General features: G+C 33.0%; 27 protein-coding genes, 1 tRNA gene and 1 pseudogene. 12 read left to right on the plus strand and 17 right to left on the minus strand.

Features of this window, described 5'->3' with window-relative positions:
• Positions 1 to 41: 41 nt before the first annotated feature.
• Positions 42 to 1,652: a CHAT domain-containing protein gene (locus Dongsha4_RS10490; RefSeq protein ID WP_330202344.1), complete on the minus strand. Its 1,611-nt coding sequence runs from the start codon at positions 1,650 to 1,652 to the stop codon at positions 42 to 44.
• A gap of 137 nt (positions 1,653 to 1,789) precedes the next feature.
• Here Dongsha4_RS10490 and Dongsha4_RS10495 point away from each other — a divergent pair, with 137 nt between their 5' ends.
• Positions 1,790 to 1,996 (plus strand): hypothetical protein, encoded by a 207-nt coding sequence (locus Dongsha4_RS10495; RefSeq protein ID WP_330202345.1) that lies wholly within the window; start codon positions 1,790 to 1,792, stop codon positions 1,994 to 1,996.
• Positions 1,996 to 2,403: a type II toxin-antitoxin system VapC family toxin gene (locus Dongsha4_RS10500; protein WP_330202346.1), complete on the plus strand. Its 408-nt coding sequence runs from the start codon at positions 1,996 to 1,998 to the stop codon at positions 2,401 to 2,403. Before Dongsha4_RS10495 ends, Dongsha4_RS10500 begins: the two co-directional genes overlap by 1 nt.
• 5 nt (positions 2,404 to 2,408) lie before the next feature.
• Here the strand turns inward: Dongsha4_RS10500 and Dongsha4_RS10505 are convergent, their stop codons facing one another.
• From Dongsha4_RS10505 to Dongsha4_RS10515, 3 genes are all read right to left on the minus strand, one after another.
• A complete protein-coding gene (locus Dongsha4_RS10505; protein WP_330202347.1) occupies positions 2,409 to 2,867 on the minus strand; it encodes an HNH endonuclease in 459 nt (152 codons plus the stop codon).
• Positions 2,868 to 2,891: 24 nt separating this feature from the next.
• Positions 2,892 to 5,144 carry a nuclease-related domain-containing DEAD/DEAH box helicase gene (locus tag Dongsha4_RS10510; RefSeq protein ID WP_330202348.1) on the minus strand — a complete coding sequence of 751 codons (2,253 nt, stop codon included), beginning with the start codon at positions 5,142 to 5,144 and terminating at the stop codon, positions 2,892 to 2,894.
• A gap of 92 nt (positions 5,145 to 5,236) precedes the next feature.
• Positions 5,237 to 5,443: a hypothetical protein gene (locus Dongsha4_RS10515; protein ID WP_330202349.1), complete on the minus strand. Its 207-nt coding sequence runs from the start codon at positions 5,441 to 5,443 to the stop codon at positions 5,237 to 5,239.
• Between the two features lie 93 nt (positions 5,444 to 5,536).
• On the opposite strand from Dongsha4_RS10515, the gene Dongsha4_RS10520 reads away from it, so the two are divergent.
• A complete protein-coding gene (locus Dongsha4_RS10520) occupies positions 5,537 to 5,923 on the plus strand; it encodes a hypothetical protein (RefSeq protein ID WP_330202350.1) in 387 nt (128 codons plus the stop codon).
• Between the two features lie 162 nt (positions 5,924 to 6,085).
• On the plus strand, positions 6,086 to 6,865 hold the full coding sequence (locus Dongsha4_RS10525) for a hypothetical protein (RefSeq protein ID WP_330202351.1): 780 nt from the start codon (positions 6,086 to 6,088) through the stop codon (positions 6,863 to 6,865).
• Here Dongsha4_RS10525 and Dongsha4_RS10530 read toward each other — a convergent pair.
• The 5 genes from Dongsha4_RS10530 to Dongsha4_RS10550 form a co-directional block, all read right to left on the minus strand.
• Positions 6,829 to 7,035 carry a hypothetical protein gene (locus tag Dongsha4_RS10530; RefSeq protein WP_330202352.1) on the minus strand — a complete coding sequence of 69 codons (207 nt, stop codon included), beginning with the start codon at positions 7,033 to 7,035 and terminating at the stop codon, positions 6,829 to 6,831. The two genes, Dongsha4_RS10525 and Dongsha4_RS10530, sit on opposite strands and share 37 nt — an antisense overlap.
• A gap of 139 nt (positions 7,036 to 7,174) precedes the next feature.
• Positions 7,175 to 7,675, minus strand: a complete 501-nt coding sequence (locus tag Dongsha4_RS10535) for a GNAT family N-acetyltransferase (RefSeq protein ID WP_330202353.1) — start codon at positions 7,673 to 7,675, stop codon at positions 7,175 to 7,177.
• Positions 7,672 to 7,959, minus strand: a complete 288-nt coding sequence (locus Dongsha4_RS10540) for a DUF1778 domain-containing protein (protein WP_330202354.1) — start codon at positions 7,957 to 7,959, stop codon at positions 7,672 to 7,674. The genes Dongsha4_RS10535 and Dongsha4_RS10540 overlap by 4 nt, the downstream gene beginning before the upstream one ends.
• A gap of 103 nt (positions 7,960 to 8,062) precedes the next feature.
• Positions 8,063 to 8,554, minus strand: a complete 492-nt coding sequence (locus Dongsha4_RS10545; RefSeq protein WP_330202355.1) for a hypothetical protein — start codon at positions 8,552 to 8,554, stop codon at positions 8,063 to 8,065.
• A 72-nt stretch (positions 8,555 to 8,626) separates the two neighbouring features.
• Complete coding sequence (locus tag Dongsha4_RS10550) at positions 8,627 to 9,739, minus strand: hypothetical protein (RefSeq protein ID WP_330202356.1); 1,113 nt, start codon at positions 9,737 to 9,739, stop codon at positions 8,627 to 8,629.
• A 47-nt stretch (positions 9,740 to 9,786) separates the two neighbouring features.
• On the opposite strand from Dongsha4_RS10550, the gene Dongsha4_RS10555 reads away from it, so the two are divergent.
• A protein-coding gene (locus Dongsha4_RS10555) for an IS1 family transposase (protein ID WP_330202302.1) occupies positions 9,787 to 10,511 on the plus strand; the annotation gives its coding sequence in 2 pieces (ribosomal slippage) (positions 9,787 to 10,111 and positions 10,111 to 10,511; 726 coding nt in all).
• Here Dongsha4_RS10555 and Dongsha4_RS10560 read toward each other — a convergent pair.
• From Dongsha4_RS10560 to Dongsha4_RS10575, 4 genes and pseudogenes are all read right to left on the minus strand, one after another.
• On the minus strand, positions 10,500 to 10,769 hold the full coding sequence (locus tag Dongsha4_RS10560; protein WP_330202357.1) for a hypothetical protein: 270 nt from the start codon (positions 10,767 to 10,769) through the stop codon (positions 10,500 to 10,502). The two genes, Dongsha4_RS10555 and Dongsha4_RS10560, sit on opposite strands and share 12 nt — an antisense overlap.
• 172 nt (positions 10,770 to 10,941) lie before the next feature.
• Positions 10,942 to 11,744: pseudogene (locus Dongsha4_RS10565) on the minus strand (IS5 family transposase).
• Positions 11,745 to 11,828: 84 nt separating this feature from the next.
• Positions 11,829 to 12,302 carry a CHAT domain-containing protein gene (locus tag Dongsha4_RS10570; protein ID WP_330202358.1) on the minus strand — a complete coding sequence of 158 codons (474 nt, stop codon included), beginning with the start codon at positions 12,300 to 12,302 and terminating at the stop codon, positions 11,829 to 11,831.
• Positions 12,303 to 12,304: 2 nt separating this feature from the next.
• Positions 12,305 to 13,253 (minus strand): IS630 family transposase gene (locus Dongsha4_RS10575; RefSeq protein WP_330202359.1). Its coding sequence is split into 2 segments (ribosomal slippage): positions 12,305 to 12,911 and positions 12,910 to 13,253, totalling 951 coding nucleotides; the frame shifts between segments, so codons are not numbered across the junction.
• Positions 13,254 to 13,480: 227 nt separating this feature from the next.
• Between Dongsha4_RS10575 and Dongsha4_RS10580 the strand changes: the two genes are divergently transcribed.
• The gene (locus Dongsha4_RS10580) at positions 13,481 to 13,927 is read left to right on the plus strand and encodes a hypothetical protein (protein ID WP_330202360.1); all 447 of its coding nucleotides are present in this window, start codon (positions 13,481 to 13,483) and stop codon (positions 13,925 to 13,927) included.
• Positions 13,928 to 14,051: 124 nt separating this feature from the next.
• On the opposite strand, the gene Dongsha4_RS10585 is transcribed toward Dongsha4_RS10580, so the two are convergent.
• A tRNA-Arg gene (locus tag Dongsha4_RS10585) sits at positions 14,052 to 14,125 on the minus strand.
• Between the two features lie 201 nt (positions 14,126 to 14,326).
• Here Dongsha4_RS10585 and Dongsha4_RS10590 point away from each other — a divergent pair.
• The 4 genes from Dongsha4_RS10590 (at position 14,327) to Dongsha4_RS10605 (ending at position 19,472) form a co-directional block, all read left to right on the plus strand.
• Positions 14,327 to 16,828, plus strand: coding sequence for an EAL domain-containing protein (locus tag Dongsha4_RS10590; protein WP_330202361.1), 2,502 nt, complete (start codon positions 14,327 to 14,329; stop codon positions 16,826 to 16,828).
• Positions 16,829 to 17,024: 196 nt separating this feature from the next.
• Positions 17,025 to 17,615 (plus strand): alpha/beta fold hydrolase, encoded by a 591-nt coding sequence (locus tag Dongsha4_RS10595; RefSeq protein ID WP_330202362.1) that lies wholly within the window; start codon positions 17,025 to 17,027, stop codon positions 17,613 to 17,615.
• 210 nt (positions 17,616 to 17,825) lie between these two features.
• Complete coding sequence (locus Dongsha4_RS10600; protein ID WP_330202363.1) at positions 17,826 to 18,707, plus strand: 4-hydroxybenzoate solanesyltransferase; 882 nt, start codon at positions 17,826 to 17,828, stop codon at positions 18,705 to 18,707.
• Between the two features lie 9 nt (positions 18,708 to 18,716).
• Complete coding sequence (locus Dongsha4_RS10605; protein ID WP_330202364.1) at positions 18,717 to 19,472, plus strand: pantothenate kinase; 756 nt, start codon at positions 18,717 to 18,719, stop codon at positions 19,470 to 19,472.
• Positions 19,473 to 19,538: 66 nt separating this feature from the next.
• Here the strand turns inward: Dongsha4_RS10605 and Dongsha4_RS10610 are convergent, their stop codons facing one another.
• The gene (locus tag Dongsha4_RS10610; protein WP_330202365.1) at positions 19,539 to 20,948 is read right to left on the minus strand and encodes a ferredoxin:protochlorophyllide reductase (ATP-dependent) subunit N; all 1,410 of its coding nucleotides are present in this window, start codon (positions 20,946 to 20,948) and stop codon (positions 19,539 to 19,541) included.
• A gap of 349 nt (positions 20,949 to 21,297) precedes the next feature.
• The gene (gene bchL / locus Dongsha4_RS10615) at positions 21,298 to 22,167 is read right to left on the minus strand and encodes a ferredoxin:protochlorophyllide reductase (ATP-dependent) iron-sulfur ATP-binding protein (protein ID WP_330202366.1); all 870 of its coding nucleotides are present in this window, start codon (positions 22,165 to 22,167) and stop codon (positions 21,298 to 21,300) included.
• 274 nt (positions 22,168 to 22,441) lie between these two features.
• Between bchL and Dongsha4_RS10620 the strand changes: the two genes are divergently transcribed.
• Positions 22,442 to 22,570 carry a hypothetical protein gene (locus tag Dongsha4_RS10620; protein WP_330202367.1) on the plus strand — a complete coding sequence of 43 codons (129 nt, stop codon included), beginning with the start codon at positions 22,442 to 22,444 and terminating at the stop codon, positions 22,568 to 22,570.
• Positions 22,571 to 22,625: 55 nt separating this feature from the next.
• Here the strand turns inward: Dongsha4_RS10620 and panC are convergent, their stop codons facing one another.
• Positions 22,626 to 24,245, minus strand: a complete 1,620-nt coding sequence (gene panC, locus Dongsha4_RS10625) for a pantoate--beta-alanine ligase (protein ID WP_330202368.1) — start codon at positions 24,243 to 24,245, stop codon at positions 22,626 to 22,628.
• Between the two features lie 30 nt (positions 24,246 to 24,275).
• Between panC and Dongsha4_RS10630 the strand changes: the two genes are divergently transcribed.
• Positions 24,276 to 24,857, plus strand: a complete 582-nt coding sequence (locus Dongsha4_RS10630; protein WP_330202369.1) for a pentapeptide repeat-containing protein — start codon at positions 24,276 to 24,278, stop codon at positions 24,855 to 24,857.
• The last annotated feature ends 19 nt before the right edge of the window (positions 24,858 to 24,876 follow it).

Below are 24,876 nucleotides of genomic sequence, written 5' to 3' on the forward strand. Positions count from 1 at the left end.
ACTTATATATCAGGGAATAATTTGTAATTTATGCAGATTATTTAACGAGGTTTCGTAACTTCTATAAAATTTGAGGAGGTAATTTGAAGTTGATTACCGATTTTACTAACAGTATAATTTCTTTTTTCTGTTTGATATGTATTGTCTAAATAAATGTAATTATTTTCTCCAATAAATTTTATTATATTCATATCTTGATAGCTCACTTCTAAGTTATTAACTGTCACTTTACTAAACTGTTTAAAAAAATCAGGATTAAATTGTTGTTTTAAAGAGACATCATAAAACGTCTCAGCTAGAGGAAAATCTTTATTTGATAATGCTTGGTATAAGTTCTCAATTAGTATCTTTCCTTCCTCTTCAAAAGTTATATTTTCGGACTTTAATTGATTATTTACCAATAAATTAGATATGATTGAAGATAATTTATTTAAGGAATAATTATCATAATTTTTAACAGCAACAAATAGTATTAATAATAATAATAAAATAGAATAAAAAAATATTTTTACATTCGACTTATTTTTCTTAGGAACTTCAATTTTATCATCAAAAGATATTTTAAAAATAGAATCATTAGGTATTGATAAATTTTGACAAATCATCGGTAGCCAACTGCCACCGGGAAAATCGTTATCCCATGCCTGTAGTCTTTCTCTCGCTTCTCTTAATGAGCAAAAAACAGATTTATTTTGTTGTAAAGCAGATAAAAAATATTTCAGAAATTCTTGAGCAATTAAATCTGGTACGCCCTCACGCATTACAATGATTTGAGGTAAGTTTAATTTACTTAATTCTTCTGCTAATCCTATACCGTCACAGGAGTTAAAAATAGCTAATTGTAATCCTTGTTTTATAGCTTTATTGATGGCGGTTTTTAATTCTTTAATGTTTAAACTTTCTTGGGGATTAATAAAGATAATTCCTTGATGATTTTCTGTATGACTATGACCTGCAAAAAATAATATATCCCATCCTTTTTCATCCCATAATATCTCATGAAATTCGGCTGATTTTGGTTCGACTAAAAACACTATTTCTGCATTGTTTATTTGAGCAATTAATACCTGATCTGCTTTTACATTTATGCCTTCACTATGCCCTAAAATAGTTAATATTCTCGGTTTATTTCTCGGTTTATTTCTCTGCTTTTTCTCAAGGTTAATGGGGCTATATTCAAGGTTACTTAAGCCAATTTCTGCCTGTTGATAATCCTCTAAAAAATGCCATAAATGCCACGGAAAACGATGTAAGGTGCGATCTCCCGTTTCTATGATTATTTGTACTTCTTCATTTTGGTCTAATTTGGTTCTTAATTTATGATCGACCTTCAAAAATGAGGGAGAATCAAGCCAAAGGTTAAATTTTGTTTCAATTTCTTGACAAAGCTCTTGAAATCCTCTTACAGAAATATTTGTAAGTCCTTTTTCTTCCACTTCAAAAAGTCTGCGTCTAGCCACGTCAAAACGCTGATGTAGGGCATAATATAAGAGTTGCCATTGTTGGTTAAGGGTTGCCAATTCGGGTGCTGGAGGTAAACTACCGATAAACTGCTCTATTTTGCCGTCTTTTAACCTTAATTGAGCGATAACATTACGAAATCCATCATTTAAGTTTCCTGCACCCAAGTTTAACACTACTAGCTTACTCATATCATCAAATCACCCTTAAATCCTCCATTATTTATTGTAAGGGCGATCTTTCACAAAAATCCGAATTTAATTTTTCTCTAATAAAAAAGATGAAAAATAAGCTAGTATGATATTAGTCATACTTACACATAATTATCATGAAAAAAACTTTATATATCCCCGATGAATTATGGGAAGAATTAACTAATTACTTAAAACAGCATCCTCAAGAAAATGCCTCCAGCGTCGTACAAATGGCATTAAAAGAAAAATTACGTCCTCGTAACGGTGAAGGGTTATTAAAGTTAGCAGGAATAGTTAAAAATGCGCCAAAGGATGCCTCTACAAATATAAATAACCGCTAATGAAACGATTAGTATTAGATGCAGGACCATTAATAGCGTTAGTATCTGAAAGAGATAACTATCATAGTGAAGCTAAACTCGGTTTTAGCCAAATTTCCCTTGTTTTTGGGGAAGTTTTAACTCCTTTACCCATATTATTTGAGGTTTATAAGTTTGTATCTCGCAATGAATCACCCAAGATAGCACAGAAATTATTAAGTGTTATTCAGGAGGAAACAGTAATTGTGACTATCTCTGAATCAGATTTTGTGAGTATATCCGATTTAGTGTTGAATTTTCCCCATTGGGGAGGTACTTTGGAGGATGCTTCGGTAATAGTAATTGCTAAAAAATATCAAAGTCAAATTTGGACTATTGATTATAAAGATTTAGGTTTTTTTGGTGATATAGAATTTTGGAATCCTTGACTTAATTATCTTTTTTCAGTTACTTTAATATTAAAATTATCTTCTAACCAAGAAAGATCTAATTTCCAATTATTTTGGCTTCGTTTTTGCCATTGACTCCAAACAGTTGTTAAATATTTTTCAACCTCTAAATTTGACCAATTATTAACGTTAGCTAAATGTTTTTTTGCTTCTGCTTCTTTTCCTCTAACTCTTGCTAATCCTATATGTTTGACTTGATGACAACTCGGACAAAGAGCAGTTAAACCAATTAATTTTTGGATATATTTTTCATCATCATAGTGCCAAATTTCGTGGCATTCTACGGGATGTTTTTCTCCTACTCCTCCACAAATTTCGCATTTATAATGAGCTTTTTTATAGGTATCTTTTCTGAGTATATCCCATGTTTTTTTATCGACATGATCTCTGACATTGGAAAACCAACAGCTTTGAGGCACAAGTTCGATCGATAATTTACACATAATTTAATATTTTGATAATAGAATTTAAAAATTAATACAAGATAATTTTGGAGTTGAGGATAAAAAAGACTCAAAGAAATTCTGATAACGAGTACCATCTAAATCTATAATAAATAATTTATTACGACAACGAGTAATTGCTGTATAAATTAATTCATCTGTCATAAAAGTATCATCCGTTGATTCTTTTTCAATTAATAAAAATAAGGTATCAACTTCCCACCCTTTAAAACTATGAATTGTTGAGAATTTAGTGTTACCAGTATTCATCCAAAAATGTCTTTTCTTATATTTCCTAATTGTATTTAATTCATTAATCCAGCGATTTTTTATCAGATCATGATATTTTAAGTTATTTATAACAATACTTATATTTTCAAACCACTGCCAATAAGAATTTTCTGATATTTCATTGACTTGTAAGTAATTTAACAATTGTCTTTTAATTCCTAAAATATTAGCTTTTTTTCCAAAACAACAAAGAATAGCCATTTTATCTATTGTATTGTCTTTTATTTTTTTAGAATTATTGCTTTCACCGAATAGATAAGTTAATCCTAATAACTGATCAAATATGTTTTTGAGTCTCATTAATTTTTGATCTTGAGTATCTTGGCGATAATATTTTTTGACATAATCTTGGCAAGATTTAATTAAAACTCTATAGTACATTTCTTCATATTCAGACATAATTGTTGTCATTAGTTGATTATTTTTTCTGAGATGATAATCTATATCTCTTATAAATTCTACTCTAGATCCTTGGATAGAAATATCGTTAGGATGAATACAATATTCTTCTGTTTTGGCTTTGATAAAATTGACTACTTTTTCCAGAGAATATATTGGCATTGATAGATATTCAATATGTTCTTGTCCAGAAAATATTTTTTGATTATCAATCTCTACTTTTTCTACTTCATATTTTTGATTAAAAAAAGTTTGTTGAAATTGACTAGCTAAATCAGCAATATTTGATGATAAACGAAAAGATGTTTTTAATAAATTCCATCCTCCACCTATTCCTGTATAGGGTTTTTTATCCTGTTCCATTTTTCTTTCATAAACATTTTGTTTTTCATCTCCAAAAACTACATATTCACCATTATTTTGTAGGTAACATTTTTTGATTATTTCTACCCATTCTCTTTTATAATCTTGAATTTCATCAACAAAAATTACTGGATAGTCATAGTTATTTTCTGTGATGGTATCAATTCTACTCGTAAACAATCTAACATTACTATAATAATTTTCTTCAAAATATCGTGATCTAGATTCACTATCCCAATCATCAAAATCATCAGGAATATCTATTTTTACCCCTAAATTATTTAACTCTTGAGTTATAAAATCGTTATAATTAATAATATGAAAATGACCCCAATAAAAATCTTCTCTGACTTCACTGATCCGATCATGAATATAATTAATTAAAGTTATGTTATATGTTAGTATGAGAATTATTGGTTTATGAGTTCGATAATCTTTTTCAATTCTTTTTAAAGCATTTACTGCCCTTTTTGCTAAAACACAAGTTTTTCCTGAACCAGCACTGCCTTTAGCTTTTTTTTGTCCTACTTGACTGACAATTAACTCTTTTTGTTTGTCAGTATAATTTAATTCTTTTCCTTCTTCTTTTGTGTGATAAGGAGGTTGTAAATAACGTTTAAAACTGCTGTATAATTGATCATCAAAATATTTTGATGTACGACTTAAATAATTTTTATATAAGATCTTATTGAAGTTTTGTTTTGTTAAAGAATCATGCCCTAATATTACTTGGTGTCGTAAAAAGTTTAAATATCCATTATCTTGGGAAAAATTAGCTGTTAAAAAGTGGTTAATTTTTTCTTCTGTTTCACAATGAAAATAAACTGCACAAGTGACGATCGCCCAATATTTTGGTTCTCTGATATTTTTTTCTAATAAATTCTCAATATGTAAATCATAGAGGTTTTGTTTATAGGCTAAAGCCTGATCTATTGGGGATTTTATCCCATACCAATCATTGCCATTTTTAGTGACTTCCCATTGTTTTTTCTGATTAAGTCTATAATTTCTTAAGTGCCAATCTTTAACCTCAATAATCATCACTCCTGAATTTTTCCTCATCAACACAATATCGGGGCGATCGCCATTTAGAAAAGGTTGAAAATATATCTCATAGGAATCATCTAAATTATTGACTAAAAAATTGATTAAATGAGATTCCCCTTCCGTTGGTTTTTGACGAAGATTTGGAAATTGTTCTAAAGGAGGGAATAATTGTGCCATAGTTTACCAAGTCTGTTTTTCTATTTACATATCAGGATAGAGTAAAAAAAATATGCAGAATCAAAAAAAATGACCTGCATACTTTCCGTTAATTAATTAGCTAATTTAAAATCCCAATAAACTGTCGAAATAAGCAATTTATCAGAATCTTCCGTTAACTCAGCAATAATTCGCAACCCCCGTAAATGATCGATTAATGAATTATAGATAGTATCCTTGAGACATTTATCAAGAAGTGTCCATGTACGAGCATGACTATGAAATTGATATTTTCCATAAGCCAAAGCAATACGAATCATATCTGACAATTCTGAAAATGGCTGAAAAGCTGAAAGTGTTAAGAATCAAACCGTATGCTTAAATGAAAATGCCCAAAATATTTTTCCTAAATCATGAAATTTCATCTATCTAGCATAATTCAGATTTTCTTTGTCAGATTTAATAGATTATTTCGCTCTCATAAAATTGAAGCATTTGAAGCTATTATGATTTTAGCAATCAGTCATGCCTATGGCTGTTTTAATCCTAAGCAATTGGCAGATTTCTTAGGAGTTAATCATCAAAAAATATATGCAGAAATTTCTTCATGGACATTATACAAGCTCCAAAAAGTTTTAAAATTATTGATGGTCAATGTGGCAGTAGAACAGTTACAAATTATTGAAAAAAAGAGTAATTCTACACAGTCAAGGGCAAAGATAACATTTGCTGTAGATGATAGTGTTATTGACAGAGTAGGAAAGACAGGGCGAACGCATACTCCATTATTTTCGCAATAAGAGTCAAAAAAGCAGGTTTTATTGAGAAAATTACTAGCATTTTATCATTAGTGATCGTTCAAAGTATTATGACTTCGTTGACCAAAAATTAGTATGCGATTGCCCTGAGTAGGAAAGAGGTTACGCTGTACATTTACTTGGTATAGTGGACGTTGGAAAAAAGTGGTAAATGGACAAAATATATTAGGAATCATATTAACAATCAATGGAAAAGCAATACCCATTGGATTAAAATATTGCTCCAAACAGGGAAGAAAAAATACGGATAAACCAAGTATTTTAATTGCGATGTTAAAGGAAATTAAAGAAGAATGTCTCAAAGAAAATATCAATATTAGTAAATATCCTATTACTCTCGATTCTTGGTATGTATCAAAACAATTAAAAGAACAATTAGATGAACTAGGATTCACCAAAATTATTATGGCTGGGAAAAGTAGTTATGTATTTGAAGGAGAAGATTTTAAAGGAAAAGGAAGTGAATGGAAAAAAAGAGTGGATTATCAAGAAAATCAATGGGGAATAGATGTGCTTTGTGTGAGAAAAAAATTATCAAATCCGACTTTTGGGGAGTTAAATTGGTTATTTTTTCAAAAAAGTAATAGTAGTTGTTATTTATTGATGGATTTAAGTAGTATATCGTTGAGAGGAGTAGAAATATGGCGGATATGGTCTGCACACAATATTATTGAACAGTTTTGGAAAATGTTAAAATCGGTACTAAAAATTGCGGAGATGAAATTAAGGAAACAGGGAATTTATATAGGATTATTAATTAAAGTAATAATGTATTTAATACTGTTATCAATGCAGTTTATGCCTAGTTTAGGTCGTTTATCATTGACGCAAATAATGAGAAAAATAGAATCAACAACTAAGCTACCTGATGTAATCAAAGAGCATTTTCAGCACGATTTTCTAGGGGTTTCAGCTATGGCATAGCTTTTCAGGGTTTTTGGAATTATCAGCATATCCTCATTAATCGCCCGTTGTTGCATCCGTCTTTGAGCGTGGTTTTCATCACTAGGTTTGCCACTAATGACAAAATCAGGAATTTCCACGATTTTAGGATCTTTTTCCGTCAGAGAATGTAAAATCTTGCTAAGTTTCATGGTTTTCTCCGCTAATTAATTTCACTTTCTATTTATTTATCAGTAGCGAAATGAGAAATTATGCACCATCAACTTAGTTTTTTTCTGTTACTTTGCTAAAGATTGCGATTTACCCGAATTAATTTACCCTGTAATGATTCTACAGATTAAGTCTTTTTTTCACCTCATTTAATGTCACCATTAGAGTTAAAGGATTAACGGGAGAAACTTTAAAGCCACATTTATTCTGATAAAATTGTTTTGCCGATTCATCTAAAGCATGGACTAAAATAGCTCTAATTCCTGCAATCTCTGAGGCTTGTAAAGTCCGCAAAACCGCATCTTTGACTAAACCAAAGCCGATACCACTCCCTTGATAATTAATATCAACTGCTAATCTTCCTAAAACCATCACTGGAATAGGTTCAGGCATATTTCTTCTTATACTTCCGTGAGCAATATTTCTAGTAATGCTTCCCGTCGCTAAGGAATAATAAGCAATTACTTTATTATTATAACAAACAACATAAGTACGAGAAGCCCCCTTTAACTCATTTTCATAAGCCTTTTCTCGTAACCAATCATTAAGCAAGGGTTGCCCACAATCAAAGTCTGTAATGTTGTGGAATGGTTTTAAGGGTGTTGGTGCGCTATATTTCATTCCCACGGTGCTTTATGGTTGAGTAAATGAGATAATTGTTCGTTATCGGCGGGGGAAGTCTCCAAAAGTTGGTTAAAGGTTTCCCATTGTTTTTCGTCTAAATAAAATAAACGTCTGTCGAGTAAAGTTTCTTGAGCTTTTTGATAGGCGGCATCTAACATAAATGCACTGCGAGTTTTGCCTGTGACATTGGCGGCTAAGTCGATTAAATCTTTGTGACTTGATTCAATTCTCAGATTAATGGTTTCTGAGCGTTTATTTTTTTCTACTTTACTAACTTTCATAGCAATCTCAGGTATTAGTATCTACATTGTATGGACATTTAACGAAATAGTCAATATGATCATTTTGTGGTAAGGGCTTTAGCCCCTATTCTTGATGGATGTATTAGTGATAATATTCCTCAAATACTTTCTGCACTAATTCACCATTTAACTTTAATATCTCATCGGTAAGGCGGATAATTTCTATATTCGGCATGGCTTGGGGGCGTACATCATTAATTGTATTTATTGCACTTTCAATATCTTTAGTAAGATGAGTAAGAATAGCCAAAGCCATACCAGTAGAGCGACTTATCCCCTCATGACAGTGGATTGAGAGAGTGCCTTCTCCCTTGTATTTTTCTTGAAAATCATCAGCAAAATCTAAAACTTGATAAATTATGTCTTTAGTGACGATTTCTAGCCCTAATTCATCTTCTTCCGCCCAAATATCATCAAATTCTAACTCTAACACACTGTGACGGTTTTCTTCTTTTTTCTCCTCCATCGAACTTGGGGCATAAATACGCCAAGCAGGATTCATAATGGAGATAACCCCATCCACATCATCAATATAGTCATTAACTTCAGACACACCGCAAATAATAATTTCCATAAGCAATTTTTAACCAGTAAAAGCAACATTTATTTATCAGAAAAAGATTTAATTTTTATGCAAGTTTTAAGTTTAAATATCATTTAGCCAATTTTGAATGATACTAAATAAGTTAATTTGATTAGGAGAAAATCCTCGTATAAAAGATGGTACAGATTCATTTGTTACCCAACCAATATTAACGGCGTTACTTATCTTTTGGCAGAAGTTAACTAATTCTGAATAGGGTTCATGGTTATAAAAAATTAGGGCTATTTTTTCTTTTTTTACCCATTGTTTTATTTTGCCAATAATTCTTTTTAATTGGGGGGCATTATTAATTTCTGGAATGTCTAAATCTTCGGGAAAGACTTGTTGATATATTTGATAAGAAATTTCTTGGGTAATGGCACTTTGATCTGTTTCTCCTGCTAAACTAAAGAGATCAATTATGATAGGATAAACTGCCTCAGTAGGTTGTAATTGTTTTAAGGAATTAACACTAATTTGTTGCTGTAAAGTTTGAGTTAAATTATTTTCCCCAACGGGCATAATTTCTTGCATTTCTGGGTGAATATTAGGTTGAGAATGCCATGCTTTATAAAATTCAAGATAATTTATAGTTTGTGCATAACCTAATAATAATTCATGACAAGCATCATAACGATATTTCTCAGATTGTTTAATTTGTGGTGATAAATAGTCTTTTAATTCAGAAATTACTACATTATAGAAATTGTCTATATTAGTCTTCTGTAAAGTTTGTGCTGCTAAGGTAGCTATACATACAAAAGTTTCGTCTTCTATATAATCACCCTCGTAATCCCAATAAAATTCCATTTGATAACTCCGAGTATCTATTTCTGTACTATATTTAATTAAATTGATTAAAGTTGTTATTCCTTCCTGAAATTTTGATGAATCGCCTAATTGGTACCTGGCACACTGATAGGCTATCCAATCTTGATTTTTCTGATCTTTTTGTTGTTTTATATTTACATATTTTTCTAAGTAAGCATTAATATTTGCTTCTAAAAATTCTTCCAATTGTGTTACCAAATCTATATCTTCAGATTTTTCAACTATTTCTACTAATATATTTGTGGCTAACTGATGATTTTTATCTAATTCTAATATCTTATTTGCGATAACTGCTTTTGCTTTTTCTTCCTCTTGATTTTCTAATAATTCTTCTGAGAGTATCAATTAAGTAATGTTATGATATAGACTGATCCTATCATCATTAATTAACCATGTCTCATCAATGCCCTCGATGTCATAATACTAAAATCATCAAAAACGGTTTTGCTCGTGGTCAACAAAGGTTTAAATGTAAGCACTGTAACTATCAGTTCACCACTGATAAGATTGATCGAGGTAAACCTATGTGGATGAAACTAGAAACAGCAATTCTGTATTGCAGTGGAATGTCTATGAATTCGATCGCAAAGCTTCTCAATGTTTCTGCTCAGACTATTTTAAATTGGATTAGAGCTTTGGCACTAGAAAATTATGAAAAGCCTGAACCCTGCGAAGCGGTGGTTGTGGAACTAGATGAACTTTGGCATTTTATAGAGTCAAAAAAAACAAGTTATGGATCTGGAAAGCTTATGACCGTAATACTAACAGACTTATCGACTGGGAATTGGGAAAGCGTGATAGTGAAACCCTCAAAAAACTTTTAATTAGATTACTAAAATGGGATGTAACAGTCTACTGTACTGATGATTGGAAACCGTACCAAGAGTTATTATCTAAACATCCAGATGCGTATCATGTGATGACAAAAAGCGAAACTATAGCCATAGAAAGAAATAATTCCGATAATCGTCATTGGTTTGCTCGCTTTCATAGAAAAACAAAAGTAGTATCAAAATCAATAGAAATGGTGGATTTAACAATGGGACTATTTGCAAAATTTAGAGTAAATGGAACGATCGATTCGTTAATAAATCAAAGACTAACATTACTTAGTTGAAGCTCTCAAAGAATTATAAGCTATTTCATTTTTTCCTTGAGATATAGTCCATAATCTTTCTGCTATAATATATAAATTTTTAATGTTTTTTGTTAATTCTACTTTTTTTATTAGTTTTTCAAGAAATAAAATACTATAATCTTCATTATTTGTTATCCCTGTTAATGGTATTTCTGAACTGGTTTGTGGCTCAAATTTTTCAAATGAATCAGAAATAAAAAGCGAGAAAATTAATGGATTACTTGGGCGTGTCTGCAAATTATCAAATTAAGCTGTTGTATGTTTGGTGCTATACAATTACTTAGATTTTGAAATATGAAAAAGTCTCTGATAATTAGTGTAATATCTACGCTAATTAAAATTGCCCATGCTTTTAGGCCCTTCATTACTGTAGAAGTTACGCTAACCAGTTTTTTTTGATAAAATTTAGTTATAACCAGATAAAAATTGAAGCAATTGTAAGCATAGCTAAGTAATTTACTGCATACTTCTCGTAACGAGTTGCTATTCTTCTATTTTGTTTGAGACGGTTGATTAATCTTTCTACTTGGTTTCTCTCTCGATAAAGACCTTTATTAAAGCGTTCTCGTTTTTTTTCATTACTTTTGCGAGGAATTATGGGAGTTACACCTTTTTTTCGGAGTTTTTCCCGAATTTCTTGACTACTGTACGCTTTATCACCTAAAAAATAGCGAAACCTACTCTTTGGTCTTCCTCTGCCCCTACGTTTTACTTTTCCTCCAGTCAGTAAATCGTCAAAAGCTACGGTGTCATGACGTTCCCCTGAAGTTAGACTCAAAGTTATTGGTTTTCCGAATCCCTCCACTCTAACATGAACTTTGGTGGTAAATCCCCCTTTACTACGCCCTAAATCTTGGTTTTGTTGCCCCCTTTTGCACCCCCTGCCTGTTGATGGGCCCTGATAACTGTACTATCTCCAGAATGGACTTCCCAATCAATCCGTTCCTCATAGTCTGCGATCGTTTGAAGTTTTGCGAGAATTTGCTCCCAAACTTCTGCTTTTCGCCATCGATAGAATCGGCTAGAAACTGTGCTATGAATCCCATAACAAGGTGGTAAATCCCTCCAAGGTGCACCAGTTCTCAAAATCCAGAGAATTCCATTGATTATTTGCCTATGATCTAGATTAGGTCTTCCTTTTGATGGTTTCTGTGGTGGTAATAATGGTTGTAACTTTTCCCATTGTATATCCGTTATATCTTTTCTATTAATTGCTTGGTTAGGATTAAGAGCGATCCCGACGGGATCCGCTTCGCGGCGTGCTTCCATAACATTAATTATTTTAAGTAGTTTTACTCATTTTACCATTTTGCAGACACGCCCTAATCTGGATTGGGCGTGGTGACTGGAATGCAATACTTGTATTTGCTCCATCAATTGCCGATAATTTTTGACGGTAGCTTGTTCGCTTCCTTGTAACCTTAAATGTTCTGGGATTTGGTAAAGTTGAGCTATTTGTTCTCCGTCAAAACTAGCACAGGGTAAGTCTTCTGTGGCATTTTCCACAGTACCATAGGTGAGATTTTCCCCTAATTCTGGTCGATTAGCACAAAATTCTAATATCTGGCAACTGGGGGCATAACGAATTAAGAAGCGATCGCCCAAGGTTTCTTTTTCATTAATTGGGATGGCACTAAAGGGAATTAAATGTAGATAAATATGAGGAATAATAATTAATTCTTCAATTCCTTCAAGATAGTTTTCAACAAGTTCGTTTATTTTTAATTTTTTTCCAATTTTTGGTAGTAAATCAGGTATAGCGTTTCCCACAGTTATGAGGTACAGTAACAACAATGAGTAAACCAATTATGAATATCTGTTTGTGTTACTTCACTCATTGCTAAATCGCTCGCTTCCACCAACTCACAATTTGTTCGAGGTGATATTTTTTTCAGTATTTCTTTGACCTTTGACCAAAAATTTTCGATGGGAGAAAAATCCGGTGAATATGGTGATAGATAAACTAATTTTGCTCCCACTTTCTCTATTTCTTTTCTGATTATTTCCCCGAGATGAATTGTCCCATTATCCATTACTACACAAGCACCTTTCCATAGTTTTGGAATCAGTTTTCTCATAATAAATGCTTCAAAAGTTAATCCATCTACCGCTCCATATATATTTGTGGAAGTGACAACTTCTTTTAATGATAAAGCAGTTAACATAGAAACGTTTCTTCCCCTTTTCTGTGACTTTTCTCCCCTTGCTCTTTTTCCTTTTAAACTTCGAGCATATAATCTTAATAGTGCTAAATTTACTCCTGATTCATCTATAAATATTAGGTCTTCTTCTTTTATTTCTCTGATTTCATTCCAATATTCACAACGTTTTAATTGAACTCTATCACTATGTTTTTCCGTGGCATATAGTGTTTTTTTTAACAGTAAAATTTAACTTCTTACAAAGTCTATCCATTGTAGATGTACTAACGGTGATTCCTATTTTTGATTCTAACAAGGAACATAGTTCCCTTAATGTACAATCATTATTTTGTTCCATAATCTCTTGAAGAATTATCAAATTTTCAGGGGACACTTTTGGTTTTTGGGCACCTCCTCTTTTACGAGGAGATATATTGCCTGTCTGTTTATATTGTTTGACAATTTTTTGTACAAAACTTTTGGCAACACAAAAGTGAGTGGCTAATGCTCGAATAGACAATTTTTCTTTTTCTTGAATATCAATAATCTTTTGCCTAAGATCGATCGAGTAAGATTTCATATTGTGATAATTTTCAATTAATTTAAGAAATTGATTAAGTGTACCTCATAAAGCTGGGAAACGCTATAATTTCTAATGTTGCTTCTAAATGTGGTTTTCAAGAAGTTAGTCGAATTAATCGGAGAATGCAAGATACAAAAAAAGCCGTTAACCCCTCGATTGGCAGAATTAAGCAAGAAAATATTTTAATTCTCAAAAATAAATAAAAAGGAGTAAGATATTAATTCATGATCATAAAATGTAAACTTAAACCTTATATTCAACCTTTTGAGAAAGAGTTAGCTTTAAACGAGCTTGCTTCTATCTCTAATTCTACGCCTAAGCTTTTACCTACACTAAATTCAGAACCTTTAGAATATGAAATATTATCTGATATTCTAGCTAATGTCATAGCTGAAAAATTAGCATACTGGGAGTATATTTTAACTGAAAATAAGTGTTATTTTACAACTCAAGTGATCCGAGAAGCAACAGTTAATATTGTTTGCAGTGATATTGCACCAGAAAAAATTGTTAAAGAAATAGTATTTAGAGGCGAAACGTCTTTACCTAATCGGCGTTGTTTAAGATATGGTACTCATGGGATTCATGAATATCGTGGTAAATTTTTCCCACAATTAGTGCGTTCCTTAATTAATATTTCCCATCGAGGAAGAATTCCCTTTGAGAATTGAAAGCGAATCCTGTCGCACCCCCTTTAATTAAACGACACTAATTTGTTAAGACAACACGAATCTGTTACCGATGACAAATAATTTATTACCGTACAAAAACCTTAGAACTATTGACACAAAAAGACGGGTGCGACAGGATTCGAACCTGTGACCGACTGCTTAGAAGGCAGTTGCTCTATCCAGCTGAGCTACGCACCCACTTGTAAAATACGCTTACATATTATAGCAAACTATTTTAGTATTTGACAATATTTTACTTTATAAACTTGAAAAGAATTGTCCTAATTAGAAAATTTTAGAGTAATTATTAATGACTAAAAGACCGAATTTGAGTTAATATTTTTTCAGATCAAAGAATAATTCAATTAAATAATAAAATAACTTTAGAGGTTATTGGGAATGAATGAACCAGTAGAACTAAAACATATAATACATATTACTTATGGAGATATAAGACAAAGAATTGTATTGAGCAATGAAATATATTCTATTGGTCGTCATTCTAGTAATAAAATTGTTATTCATCATCCAACAATATCTCGGTTTCATTGTACAATATTACCAGTTAAATATAAGGGAGAAAATCAACAAACTCTTTTTTGGATTATTGATGGTGATTTAAAAGGAAATCGTAGTTCTAATGGTATTTTTATTAATGGTAACAAGTCTTTGTCTCATGAATTAATATCAGGAGATTTCATTAAAATTGGTGGAAATGAAGTTGAAGTTTTTTATGAAATTTTTAACGAAGAAAATGGTGATTATCTATCTATTTCAGAGGCAAATATATCCTCTACCAATTTATCCAATATAGTCATCAATCCTAAATATTCTAAAGTATCTTCTTCACAAACTACTGTTACGGAAGAAAATCAAGAGCAAGAGGAAAAGTTTATCAGAGAAATTTTATTTACTTTTCATCATAATCATAATCATATTAAAGCCCCTTATATTCACATAAATAAAGAGGGTAAAATCATTCACTTTAACTCATTTTTCAAAGAAGTTTTTCCCGATTTTAACCGTAATAGTTATCCCAATCCTTTTGTCGATAATTTACAGGGGATTGTGAAATCAAGTAGTAATAATTTTTGTATTCGAGAAATTAAGCACCAAAATAAATATTATACTCAGTATGCTTATTATCAGCAGGAGCAAGATATTATTGAAAGCTATATTTTTTGTTTTGAAGATAGATATACGTTAGAAAAAAACCTGCAAGAAAATGAGGAAAAATATCGTGCAGTAGTCAGGCAAATATCTGAGGGTATAATCTTAGTTGATCCTATTTCTAAACAAATTATTGAAGCAAATCAGGCTTATTGTAGTCTAATTGGTTATAGCAACGAGGAAATTTTAACCTTAAAGATTTATGATGTTTTAGCTACCGATCCAGAAGTTCATGATAGCATAATCCGTAAAGTTCAGAAAAATCGCCTTAATTTAGTTCAAGAGTCCATTCATCGTCATCGCAATCGTCATTTCATTGATGTTGAGGCAAATATTAGCAGTATCTATTATGGTGCAAAAGAATATATATGTTATGCAGTTCGAGATATTACAGAAAGAAAAATGGCACAGGAGATGTTATGTTATCAAGCCTGTCATGATTTACTTACACAGCTAGGGAATCGAAATCTATTTAATGAACAACTCTATAAAGCGATCGCACGTTCTCAGAGGTACAAAAGTAGATTAGCTGTAATATTTATTGACTTAGATCGTTTCAAATATATTAATGATACTTTAGGTCATGATATAGGCGATCGCTTCTTACAAGAAGTAGCCATAAAAATTAAAAACTGTCTCAGGAGTGCGGATATAATTGCCCGTTGGGGAGGGGATGAATTCACCATACTGTTATCAGAAATAAAAAATCCCCAAGATGCCACTATTGTCGCTAAAAGGATATTTAATAGCCTTAAACAACCGATAATTATTTCCGAATATCAACTATACTGCCATTTAAGTATGGGTATCGCTATTTATCCTCAAGACGGTGAAAACCCAGAAAACTTACTCAAAAATGCCGATATAGCCTTATATCGCAGTAAAGACAGTGGGGGGAATCAATATCAGTATTATAATCCCTCCATGAACAAAAGAAATACAGAATTATTACACCTTGAAACAAACCTTTATCAAGCCATAAGAGAAAGCCAACTTTGCTTATACTATCAACCGCAGATAAATATTAATACAGGCAAAGTAACAGGAATGGAAGCCTTAATTCGTTGGCAACACCCCGATTTAGGAATGGTATCACCAGAGCAATTTATACCTATTGCCGAAGAAACAGGATTTATTAATAGTATTGGAGAATGGGTTTTATTTACAGCTTGTAAACAGAACAAAAAATGGCAACAATCAGGTTTAGCACCCCTTAAAATAGCTGTTAATTTATCTCCCAGACAATGTCAACCAAACTTAGTCACATCACTCAAACAAATTCTTAAAGAAACAAAATTAGAGCCAGAATATTTAGAGCTAGAAATAACAGAAACAAGTATTATTGTTCATCCAGAATTAACCAAAGAAATTTTAGAAGAATTGACAGAAATAGGTATTTCTATTACTATGGATGATTTTGGCTCTGGTTATTCTTCAGTCGGTTATTTAAAAAAATTTCCTTTTCAAAAAATAAAAATAGACCAGAGTTTTGTTAGAGATTTAAAAAATGAACCTAGTGAATTAGCCATTATTTCGGCAGTGATAACTCTAGGAAAAGGCTTCAATTTACAAGTGGTAGCAGAAGGAGTAGAAAATCAAGAACAAGCCTACCTACTTAAAAATCTACAATGTGACACCATGCAAGGTTATTTTTTCAGTTATCCTTTACCAGTAGATGATGCAACAAAATTTATTCAATCTGTTGCCAATGAGGGAATTTTCCTACCATAAATTAAATTTGTGGCTTTCTTATTTCTCGTTATGTAATAAATTATTGGTTAGGGTAGGCAATAGGCAATTATTAAATGTATAGTTTATAGACTTTTAACTTTATATTTAACCTGCTACTTATCACCTGAAACCCGAAGCACTATCTTGCATCAAATTGGGGTGATTAAAATAAATCTTATTAATTTTTTAGATAAAAATGAATCAAAAAAAAGTATTAATGGTTCACGGTATTACAGATACAGGAAAAATATTTCAATCTATGGGTAAAGTTCTGGAAAAATATGGTTATCAAACCCATACTATTGACCTAATTCCTAGTATTGGTATTGCCGATTTAAGAGATTTAGCACAACAACTGAAACAATTTATAAATAATAATTTTCATGAGCAAGAAAAAATAAACTTAATTGGTTTTAGCATGGGAGGATTAGTTACCAGATACTATTTACAGAGATTAGATGGTATTCATAAAGTTAATAAATATGTCAGTATTTCTGCTCCTAATAACGGCACAAATAACGCTCATCTTTTACCCTTAAAAGGTATTCAACAGATGCGTCCCAATAGTGAATTTTTACAAGACTTAAATAGTGATGTAAAAGATATATTAAGTAAGATTGAAACCCTAATTATGTGGACTCCTTTTGATGTTATGATTTTACCTCCTAAAAGCTCTATTATGGGAGTAGGAAAAGAGGTAAATTTCCCTGTATTAATTCATCGATGGATGCTGGAAGATGAAAGAGTTTTTAATGCAATCCTTAATTTCCTTGGCAATAAATCATAATTCATTCTATTTCAGTTAGTATCGAAGGTTTAGGGATGTTGTTGAGGAAATAGGTGCTTGGGGTATTAGGGTATTGGGGAGAAACGAGTTAAGAGTTAGTAAGTTATTAATTATTCACTATTCGCTATTTACCTTTGCCCCTTGCCCTTTTCACTGGTTAAGATACAATAACAAAAGGTTTAGACAAAGAATTTGAATCTACTTGAAATTATGGTTTCTTCCCCTGAACTAAAATCATCATCTTTGGTGGAAAATATCGTTAAATTGTTGCGTTGGGATAAACCCGCAGGAAGACTTATTTTAATGATACCTGCATTGTGGGCTTTATTTTTAGCTGGAGAAGGAAAACCTCCTTTACCTTTAGTTGGGGTTGTTATTCTCGGCAGTTTAGCCACCAGTGCGGCCGGTTGTGTTATCAATGATTTATGGGATCGAAATCTTGATAATCAGGTGGAAAGAACTAAAACTCGCCCTCTTGCCTCCCGTGCGTTGTCGGTAAAAGTGGGAATAGTTGTCTTTTTTATTAGTTTAGCTTGTGCGGCGGTGTTAGCTTTTTATCTTAATGCCCTCAGTTTTTGGCTTTGCGTGGGGGCTGTACCTTTTATTGTCTGTTATCCTTTAGCCAAGAGGGTTTTTCCTGTGCCTCAATTGGTTTTATCCTTGGCGTGGGGATTTGCTGTATTAATCAGTTGGAGTGCGGTGACAGGGAATCTTAATAACAATACATGGTTGTTGTGGGGGGCAACGGTAACATGGACGATGGGGTTTGATACGGTATATGCTATGAGTGATAAAGAAGATGATCTAAAAGTGGGAATTAATTCTAGTGCCATCTTTTTTGATGATTTGGTCGGGGATGCAGTCGGCTTATTTTATGCTCTTACGGCTGGTTTATTTGCTTATATTGCTATGGTTAATGGTTTTAACCTCTTTTTTGGGGTGACATGGGCGATCGCAGTTATTTTATGGGTAGGGCAGTATATCCAAATTAGAGGCATTAATCAGGATTCGATTAATTATGGTCAAATTTTTAGTCAAAATGTCTGGATTGGCTTTATTTTACTGTTAGGAATTATTTTGGGGGTGAGATAAAAAGACAGAATGGAAAATTGGTTAGGCTTGATGATTGGTAATTCTCGACTCCATTGGGCTTATTTTCAGGGTAAAGAATTAAGAAAAACATGGAATACTCTTTCTGCGGATACTGTCAAAGAATTAGAAACAGTTTTAGATGAGGAGCTTTTTAGCTATATTCAGAGTCGAATGTCTTTATATGTGGCTTCGGTTGTGCCATCGGCTACGAAAATTTATCTTTCCCTACCTCAAACAATTATCATTAATTATCAAAAAATACCCCTACACAATATTTATGATAGTATGGGATGCGATCGCATCTTAGCTTTATGGGGGGGAGGATGTCATTATGGTTTTCCTTGCCTAGTAATTGATAGTGGTACAGCTTTAACCTTTTCAGGGGCAGATGAGAAACAAAACTTTCAAGGAGGGGCAATTATGCCAGGGGTGAGATTACAATTACAAACCCTTTTCTTTAACACGGCCGCTTTACCTGAAGTACAAATTATGGGGGAAATAACCCCCCGTTGGGCAACAGATACCCCCTGTGCCATCCAAAGTGGGGTTGTTTATACTATCGTTGCGGGAATCAAAGATTTTGCTCAAGATTGGTTTAAAAAATATCCCCAAAGTAAAGTCATTTTGACAGGAGGAGATGCTTTATTGTTATCTCGATATTTAGCAAATATTGATCCTGATTTTAGTCAAAAATTAATTGTTGATCCTGATTTAATTTTTTGGGGTATGCAATATTATCAAAGTGCGATCGAATTTAGGGATTAACCATTTTTCATTCCTCATTTGCCCTTTTTATCCTTTCCTAATTCCCAATAATTAAGTTTTTTTCCATTACAAAGTTGCTTCTTCCTTAACTAATTTACTCCAACCTAAATCCTTTAAATTATTATTACGTCTTAAAGGACGAGTTACTAACTCTAAAATATCACGAGCATTAGTAAAACCATGAATTTGGGCAAAAGTGAACTCTACAGACCATTTTGTGCTGATTCCCCTTGCTTCTAAAGGATTAGCATGAGCCATGCCTGTTATCACTAAATCAGGTTGAATCTCTTTGATTCTCTGCAATTGATTATAGTTATCGGGTTTTTCCACAATAGTCGGTAAAGATACCCCCATTTCCTGACAAGTTTGGGCAAGAAAATCTAATTCAGCTTTTTGATAACGCTTATCCATGTAAGGGATACCAATTTCAGGTACAGTCATACCGCAACGAATTAAGAAACGAGCAAGAGAAATTTCGAGTAAATTGTCACCCATGAAGAAAACTGACTTACCTTTAATTAAATCAACATAATCTTGCAGATTTTCCCAGATTTTTGCCTCTCTTTCTTCTAAACCTTGAGGCTCAACTCCTAACACAGAGCAAATTTTCTCAATCCATGCCCGAGTGCCATCAGGGCCAATGGGGAAGGGTGCGCCAATTAATTTACACTTACGGCGACGCATTAAAGTGGTAGCAGTGCGACTTAAGAAAGGATTTACCCCTGCCACATAATAACCCTCATCAATCACGGGTAACTCGGTATAACGTTTTGCCGGTAGCCAACCATCGATTTTTACTCCCTGTTTTTTCAACTCTAAGGTTAAATTAGTAACAACGGGATCAGGTAATGAACCAAATAAGACTAATGGGGGATGCTCATGATATTCATTATGAACTGTATCTTCCTGTTTTTTGCCAAAATTAAGCAATTTCTGGATAGCATTTCTTTCTTGCTTATCTTCCGTCTGTTTAACTTCTGCTTCCTTCGGACAACGATTCGCCATGGCCGCTAATACCGTATCTTCTCCTTGAGTAAAGGCATAATCCAAACCATTAGCACGAGCTACCACAATGGGAATACCAATTTCTTGTTCTAACTGAGGGGCGATACCTTCTAAATCCATCTTGATAATTTCTGTGGTACAAGTACCAATCCAAACAATTACACTAGGATTGCGATCGCGCTTTATTTGTTCACAGAGGCGTTTTAGTTCATTATAATCATTAAGTTGAGCGGAAATATCCCCTTCTTCAAGTTCTGCCATAGCGTAACGAGGTTCAGCAAAAATCATCACTCCCATCGCATTTTGAAGGAAATAACCACAGGTTTTTGTACCAATAACTAAAAAGAAACTATCTTCAATTTTTTGGTATAACCAAGCCACACAACTGATAGGGCAAAAAGTGTGATAATTACCAGTTTCACATTCAAAATTTAATTCAGGAGTAGTAGTTTTTTCCGGTGTAAAAGTCATAAATTTTTAATTCTATATTGTTGATATAAACTAATTCTTTTTTTCGTAATTAAGGGCTTTAGACCTTTTTCTCATTTACTGAGAATAATTTAGTTAACTTCTGTTGTTAAATTTTTCGTTCTTTTTTCTCTTTACCGCATTTTAATTTGAGATAAATTAATGCCAATAAAATATGAAAAAATATGGTTAATTAATTTATAGATTATGTCAGGCTGTTGCCAACTGTAAAAAGCTCCAGAGAAGCTATTTCTAGTAAATAGACATTTGCATAGATACAGACAAGATGCCTATTTTACGGTGAGAGAATTAGATAGGATAAAGATAAAATCACCATTAATTATTCATTGATTTAAACCATCATTAACTCTAATTCATCCTCTTTATCCTCTTTGGCTTGAGGAGGATTCAAATAATAATCAGAAAGTAAGCCGAATAATTCTCTGTCGTGGGCTTCACTGGGAACTACTCCCTCTGGTAATGCTAAAATCTGATCAGCGATATTCAAATAATAATCGCACACATAATCTAAAGTTTGGTCTTTTTCTGCCATTTCAAATAAGGTTTTTCCCTTGACTCTGGAGACTCGGATGTCTTCAATTAGGGGTAAAACCTCTAACACAGGCATTGCCACATGAGATACATATTTATCAATTAAATCCCGTTTCGAGGTGCGATTACCAATCAACCCTGCTAAACGAAGAGGATGGGTGCGCGCTTTTTCTCTGACAGAGGCGGCGATACGATTGGCGGCAAATAAAGCATCAAATCCATTATCAGTAACAATTAAACAGTAATCAGCATAGTTAAGAGGGGCGGCAAATCCTCCACAGACAACATCTCCTAAAACATCGAATAAAATAACATCATACTCATCAAAGGCGTTTAACTCCTTGAGTAATTTAACCGTTTCCCCTACTACATAGCCACCGCAACCAGCCCCCGCAGGAGGGCCACCAGCTTCAACGCAATCAACTCCTGCATAGCCTTTATAAATAACATCTTCAGGCCAAATATCTTCATAGTGAAAATCTTTTTCTTGTAGGGTGTCGATAATAGTGGGAATTAAAAAACCTGTGAGGGTAAAAGTGCTATCGTGTTTCGGATCGCACCCTATTTGTAATACTTTTTTGCCTCTTTTAGCGAGGGCGGTGGAAATATTGCAACTGGTGGTAGATTTACCGATGCCACCTTTTCCATATACTGCTAGGGTTAAAGTCATTTTACTAATGTCTGATTAAAATTTATTCTTTTTGCATTATTGACTAATTTTTAGGAAATTAACAGGTGCTATGGTTTTATCTTTGGTAGCTATAGAGCTTTATTTTGTTTATTTCTGTTTTAATGGAATTTTTTAGCCTTAAATTCTTTTTTAACCTTATATTTTGTTATTAATAATATTTTGTCAATTAATTTACAGTAATTATGTTTAAAAGCAAACTTTTAGATTTATGATTGCTTAATATTCTCTAAAGTTGCCATTTAGTAAGGCTTTAATGATAAATAAAATGCGATCGCATCTTTGGGGAAATGATTTGAGAGAAGCAAAAAACCCCAAAAAAAAATTAAATGTTAATTATTATGTAGATGTTAACTATTGTGTAGCTCGAAAGGAATTAGGGTAACAGTGTTTAATTAATTTCTCCCTGAAACCTGACACCCGAAACCTCTTTCCTAACTCTAAACGGAAATAAGATAGCTTTTGATTTTCTCAATGACTTGATCTATGCTTAAATTATCAGTAATAAGCTCGATCGCATCTTCAGCTTTTTTCAAGGGTGCAATAGCTCTGGTACTATCTAAGTAATCTCTCTCCTCTATTTCCTTGATTAAAGTATCTAAGTCAATATCATTTTCTCCCTGATTTTGTAAATCAATTAAACGTCTCTTGGCTCTTGCTTGGGGAGTAGCAGTTAAAAATATCTTTAATTGGGCATGGGGAAAAACATTCGTGCCAATATCTCGCCCTTCTGCCACAATACCCCCTTTTGCTCCATATTCTTGTTGCAATGTTACCATTTTTTCTCTTACCGCAGACTGTGCCGCAACTTTTGACACCTGATTAGTAACTCTTGGGGTGCGAATCTCTTTTGTTATATCCTGCCCATTAATTTTTACCGTCACAGGAATTTGTAAATTATCACTAGGTAACAATTCTAACTGCACATTTGCCACCAAAGAAGCAATACTTTCTTCATCTTCAACATTAATATTATTTTCCATCACCAACCAAGTAATCGCCCGATACATCGCTCCAGTATCCAAATAAATATAACCCAATTCACGAGCTAAACGACGGCTAACGGTTGATTTTCCTGCCCCTGCCGGTCCATCAAGGGCTATAATCGGTTTAGTCACTGTTAAAATCACATTATCTATCAAACGAGTATTACCAACATAAACAGCGATCGCAATTAAAGCAGAATCGCTTATTTCTGTCAAGGGTTGCAAAGTTTCAGGCTCAACTATTTCTACATATTGCAATTGTATATTTACATCATTTAAGCCTTTTTTATTAAGAGAATCATTAAGATTTAAGCCTTGCTTATTAAGGGAATTGTCAAGATTTAAGCCCCCCTTATTAAGGGGGGTTTGGGGGGATCTAAACTCCTCCTTAATAATCTGTAACAATTTCTGACAATCCTTTTCTCCCTCTTGAAAAGCTCGTTGTGCTTTGCTCAAACTGCGATAAAGTAAAGTAGCTTTTTCCTTTTCCTCAGAGGATAAATACTGATTACGAGAACTCAACGCTAATCCTGATTCTTCTCGAATAATAGGGCAAGACTGTACCTGTACGGGAATATTGAGGTCTTTTGTCATTTTTTTGATAATAGCCACTTGTTGAGCGTCTTTCTGCCCAAAATAGGCAACATTTGGACGGACTAGGTTGAATAATTTAGTGACGATAGTAGCCACTCCCTGAAAATGCCCTTGACGATATTTCCCACACAAAACCGAAGTCATAGCAGTGGGGGGATTGACGATGGTGCTTTCTTCTTCTGAAGGATAAATTTCGTTCACAGAAGGAGTAAATAAGAGCTTAACCCCTAATTGCTTACATATTGCCTTATCTTGCTCTAATGGTCTTGGATATTGGTCTAAATCTTCATTTTTGCCAAATTGTAGCGGATTGACAAAGATACTCACCACCACAAAATCTGTTTCCGTTACCGCCCGTTGAATTAAACTTTCATGCCCGGAATGTAATGCACCCATAGTTGGCACAAACCCAATTTTTTGAGAAGGAGAAACCCTGCTTATTTCTCTTTGTAATTCACTAATACTGGTTACAATTAACATGAAGCTCAAGAATTTTTGCAATAATTGTTTATGGCTAATCAAGAATTAATTAACCAAGTTCGTCTTTCAATTTTCAATCTTCCTTCTCCCATTGTCAATTTTATTTCTCGCTTTTTTCCCCTCATCGTTAAAGCAATTATTCTACTGTTATTAGCCATCAGTTTTATTCTTCTTACTCCTCAATCTGTCAACGCCCAAACGGCGGTTAATTTTACCTATGCTGAATTGGAAGGGGAAGACTTTTCTCACCGAGACTTAACAGGTTCAGTTTTTGCCGCTTCTAATCTACGCAATGCTTCTTTTTATCAATCTAATCTCACTAATTCTGTGATGACAGAGGGAATTTTATTTGGTGCTGATTTACGAGAAACCGACTTTACAGGTTCATTAATTGATCGTGTTACCCTTGATTTTGCTGACTTACGCAACGCTATTTTTACAGATGCGATCGCAACTCGTACCCGTTTTTATGATACAAATATAGAAGGAGCAGACTTTACAGGGGCAGTAATTGACCGTTATCAAATAGCCTTAATGTGCGATCGAGCTTCTGGAGTTAATTCTATCACGGGGGTAGCGACTAGAGACAGCTTAGGATGTGATTTCAATTAGATGCTCAAATAATTTCAGT

The organism is Cyanobacterium sp. Dongsha4 (assembly GCF_036345015.1).
GTDB lineage: Bacteria > Cyanobacteriota > Cyanobacteriia > Cyanobacteriales > Cyanobacteriaceae > PCC-10605.

What these genes read in the sequence shown, in the direction of transcription:
- Dongsha4_RS10490 (WP_330202344.1), bottom strand. Translation starts at nt 1,652, where the DNA reads ATGAGTAAGCTAGTAGTGTTAAACTTGGGTGCAGGAAACTTAAATGAT.
- Dongsha4_RS10495 (WP_330202345.1), top strand. Translation starts at nt 1,790, where the DNA reads ATGAAAAAAACTTTATATATCCCCGATGAATTATGGGAAGAATTAACT.
- Dongsha4_RS10500 (WP_330202346.1), top strand. Translation starts at nt 1,996, where the DNA reads ATGAAACGATTAGTATTAGATGCAGGACCATTAATAGCGTTAGTATCT.
- Dongsha4_RS10505 (WP_330202347.1), bottom strand. Translation starts at nt 2,867, where the DNA reads ATGTGTAAATTATCGATCGAACTTGTGCCTCAAAGCTGTTGGTTTTCC.
- Dongsha4_RS10510 (WP_330202348.1), bottom strand. Translation starts at nt 5,144, where the DNA reads ATGGCACAATTATTCCCTCCTTTAGAACAATTTCCAAATCTTCGTCAA.
- Dongsha4_RS10515 (WP_330202349.1), bottom strand. Translation starts at nt 5,443, where the DNA reads ATGATTCGTATTGCTTTGGCTTATGGAAAATATCAATTTCATAGTCAT.
- Dongsha4_RS10520 (WP_330202350.1), top strand. Translation starts at nt 5,537, where the DNA reads ATGAAATTTCATCTATCTAGCATAATTCAGATTTTCTTTGTCAGATTT.
- Dongsha4_RS10530 (WP_330202352.1), bottom strand. Translation starts at nt 7,035, where the DNA reads ATGAAACTTAGCAAGATTTTACATTCTCTGACGGAAAAAGATCCTAAA.
- Dongsha4_RS10535 (WP_330202353.1), bottom strand. Translation starts at nt 7,675, where the DNA reads ATGAAATATAGCGCACCAACACCCTTAAAACCATTCCACAACATTACA.
- Dongsha4_RS10540 (WP_330202354.1), bottom strand. Translation starts at nt 7,959, where the DNA reads ATGAAAGTTAGTAAAGTAGAAAAAAATAAACGCTCAGAAACCATTAAT.
- Dongsha4_RS10545 (WP_330202355.1), bottom strand. Translation starts at nt 8,554, where the DNA reads ATGGAAATTATTATTTGCGGTGTGTCTGAAGTTAATGACTATATTGAT.
- Dongsha4_RS10580 (WP_330202360.1), top strand. Translation starts at nt 13,481, where the DNA reads ATGATCATAAAATGTAAACTTAAACCTTATATTCAACCTTTTGAGAAA.
- Dongsha4_RS10590 (WP_330202361.1), top strand. Translation starts at nt 14,327, where the DNA reads ATGAATGAACCAGTAGAACTAAAACATATAATACATATTACTTATGGA.
- Dongsha4_RS10595 (WP_330202362.1), top strand. Translation starts at nt 17,025, where the DNA reads ATGAATCAAAAAAAAGTATTAATGGTTCACGGTATTACAGATACAGGA.
- Dongsha4_RS10600 (WP_330202363.1), top strand. Translation starts at nt 17,826, where the DNA reads ATGGTTTCTTCCCCTGAACTAAAATCATCATCTTTGGTGGAAAATATC.
- Dongsha4_RS10605 (WP_330202364.1), top strand. Translation starts at nt 18,717, where the DNA reads ATGGAAAATTGGTTAGGCTTGATGATTGGTAATTCTCGACTCCATTGG.
- Dongsha4_RS10610 (WP_330202365.1), bottom strand. Translation starts at nt 20,948, where the DNA reads ATGACTTTTACACCGGAAAAAACTACTACTCCTGAATTAAATTTTGAA.
- bchL (WP_330202366.1), bottom strand. Translation starts at nt 22,167, where the DNA reads ATGACTTTAACCCTAGCAGTATATGGAAAAGGTGGCATCGGTAAATCT.
- Dongsha4_RS10620 (WP_330202367.1), top strand. Translation starts at nt 22,442, where the DNA reads ATGATAAATAAAATGCGATCGCATCTTTGGGGAAATGATTTGAGAGAA.
- panC (WP_330202368.1), bottom strand. Translation starts at nt 24,245, where the DNA reads ATGTTAATTGTAACCAGTATTAGTGAATTACAAAGAGAAATAAGCAGG.
- Dongsha4_RS10630 (WP_330202369.1), top strand. Translation starts at nt 24,276, where the DNA reads ATGGCTAATCAAGAATTAATTAACCAAGTTCGTCTTTCAATTTTCAAT.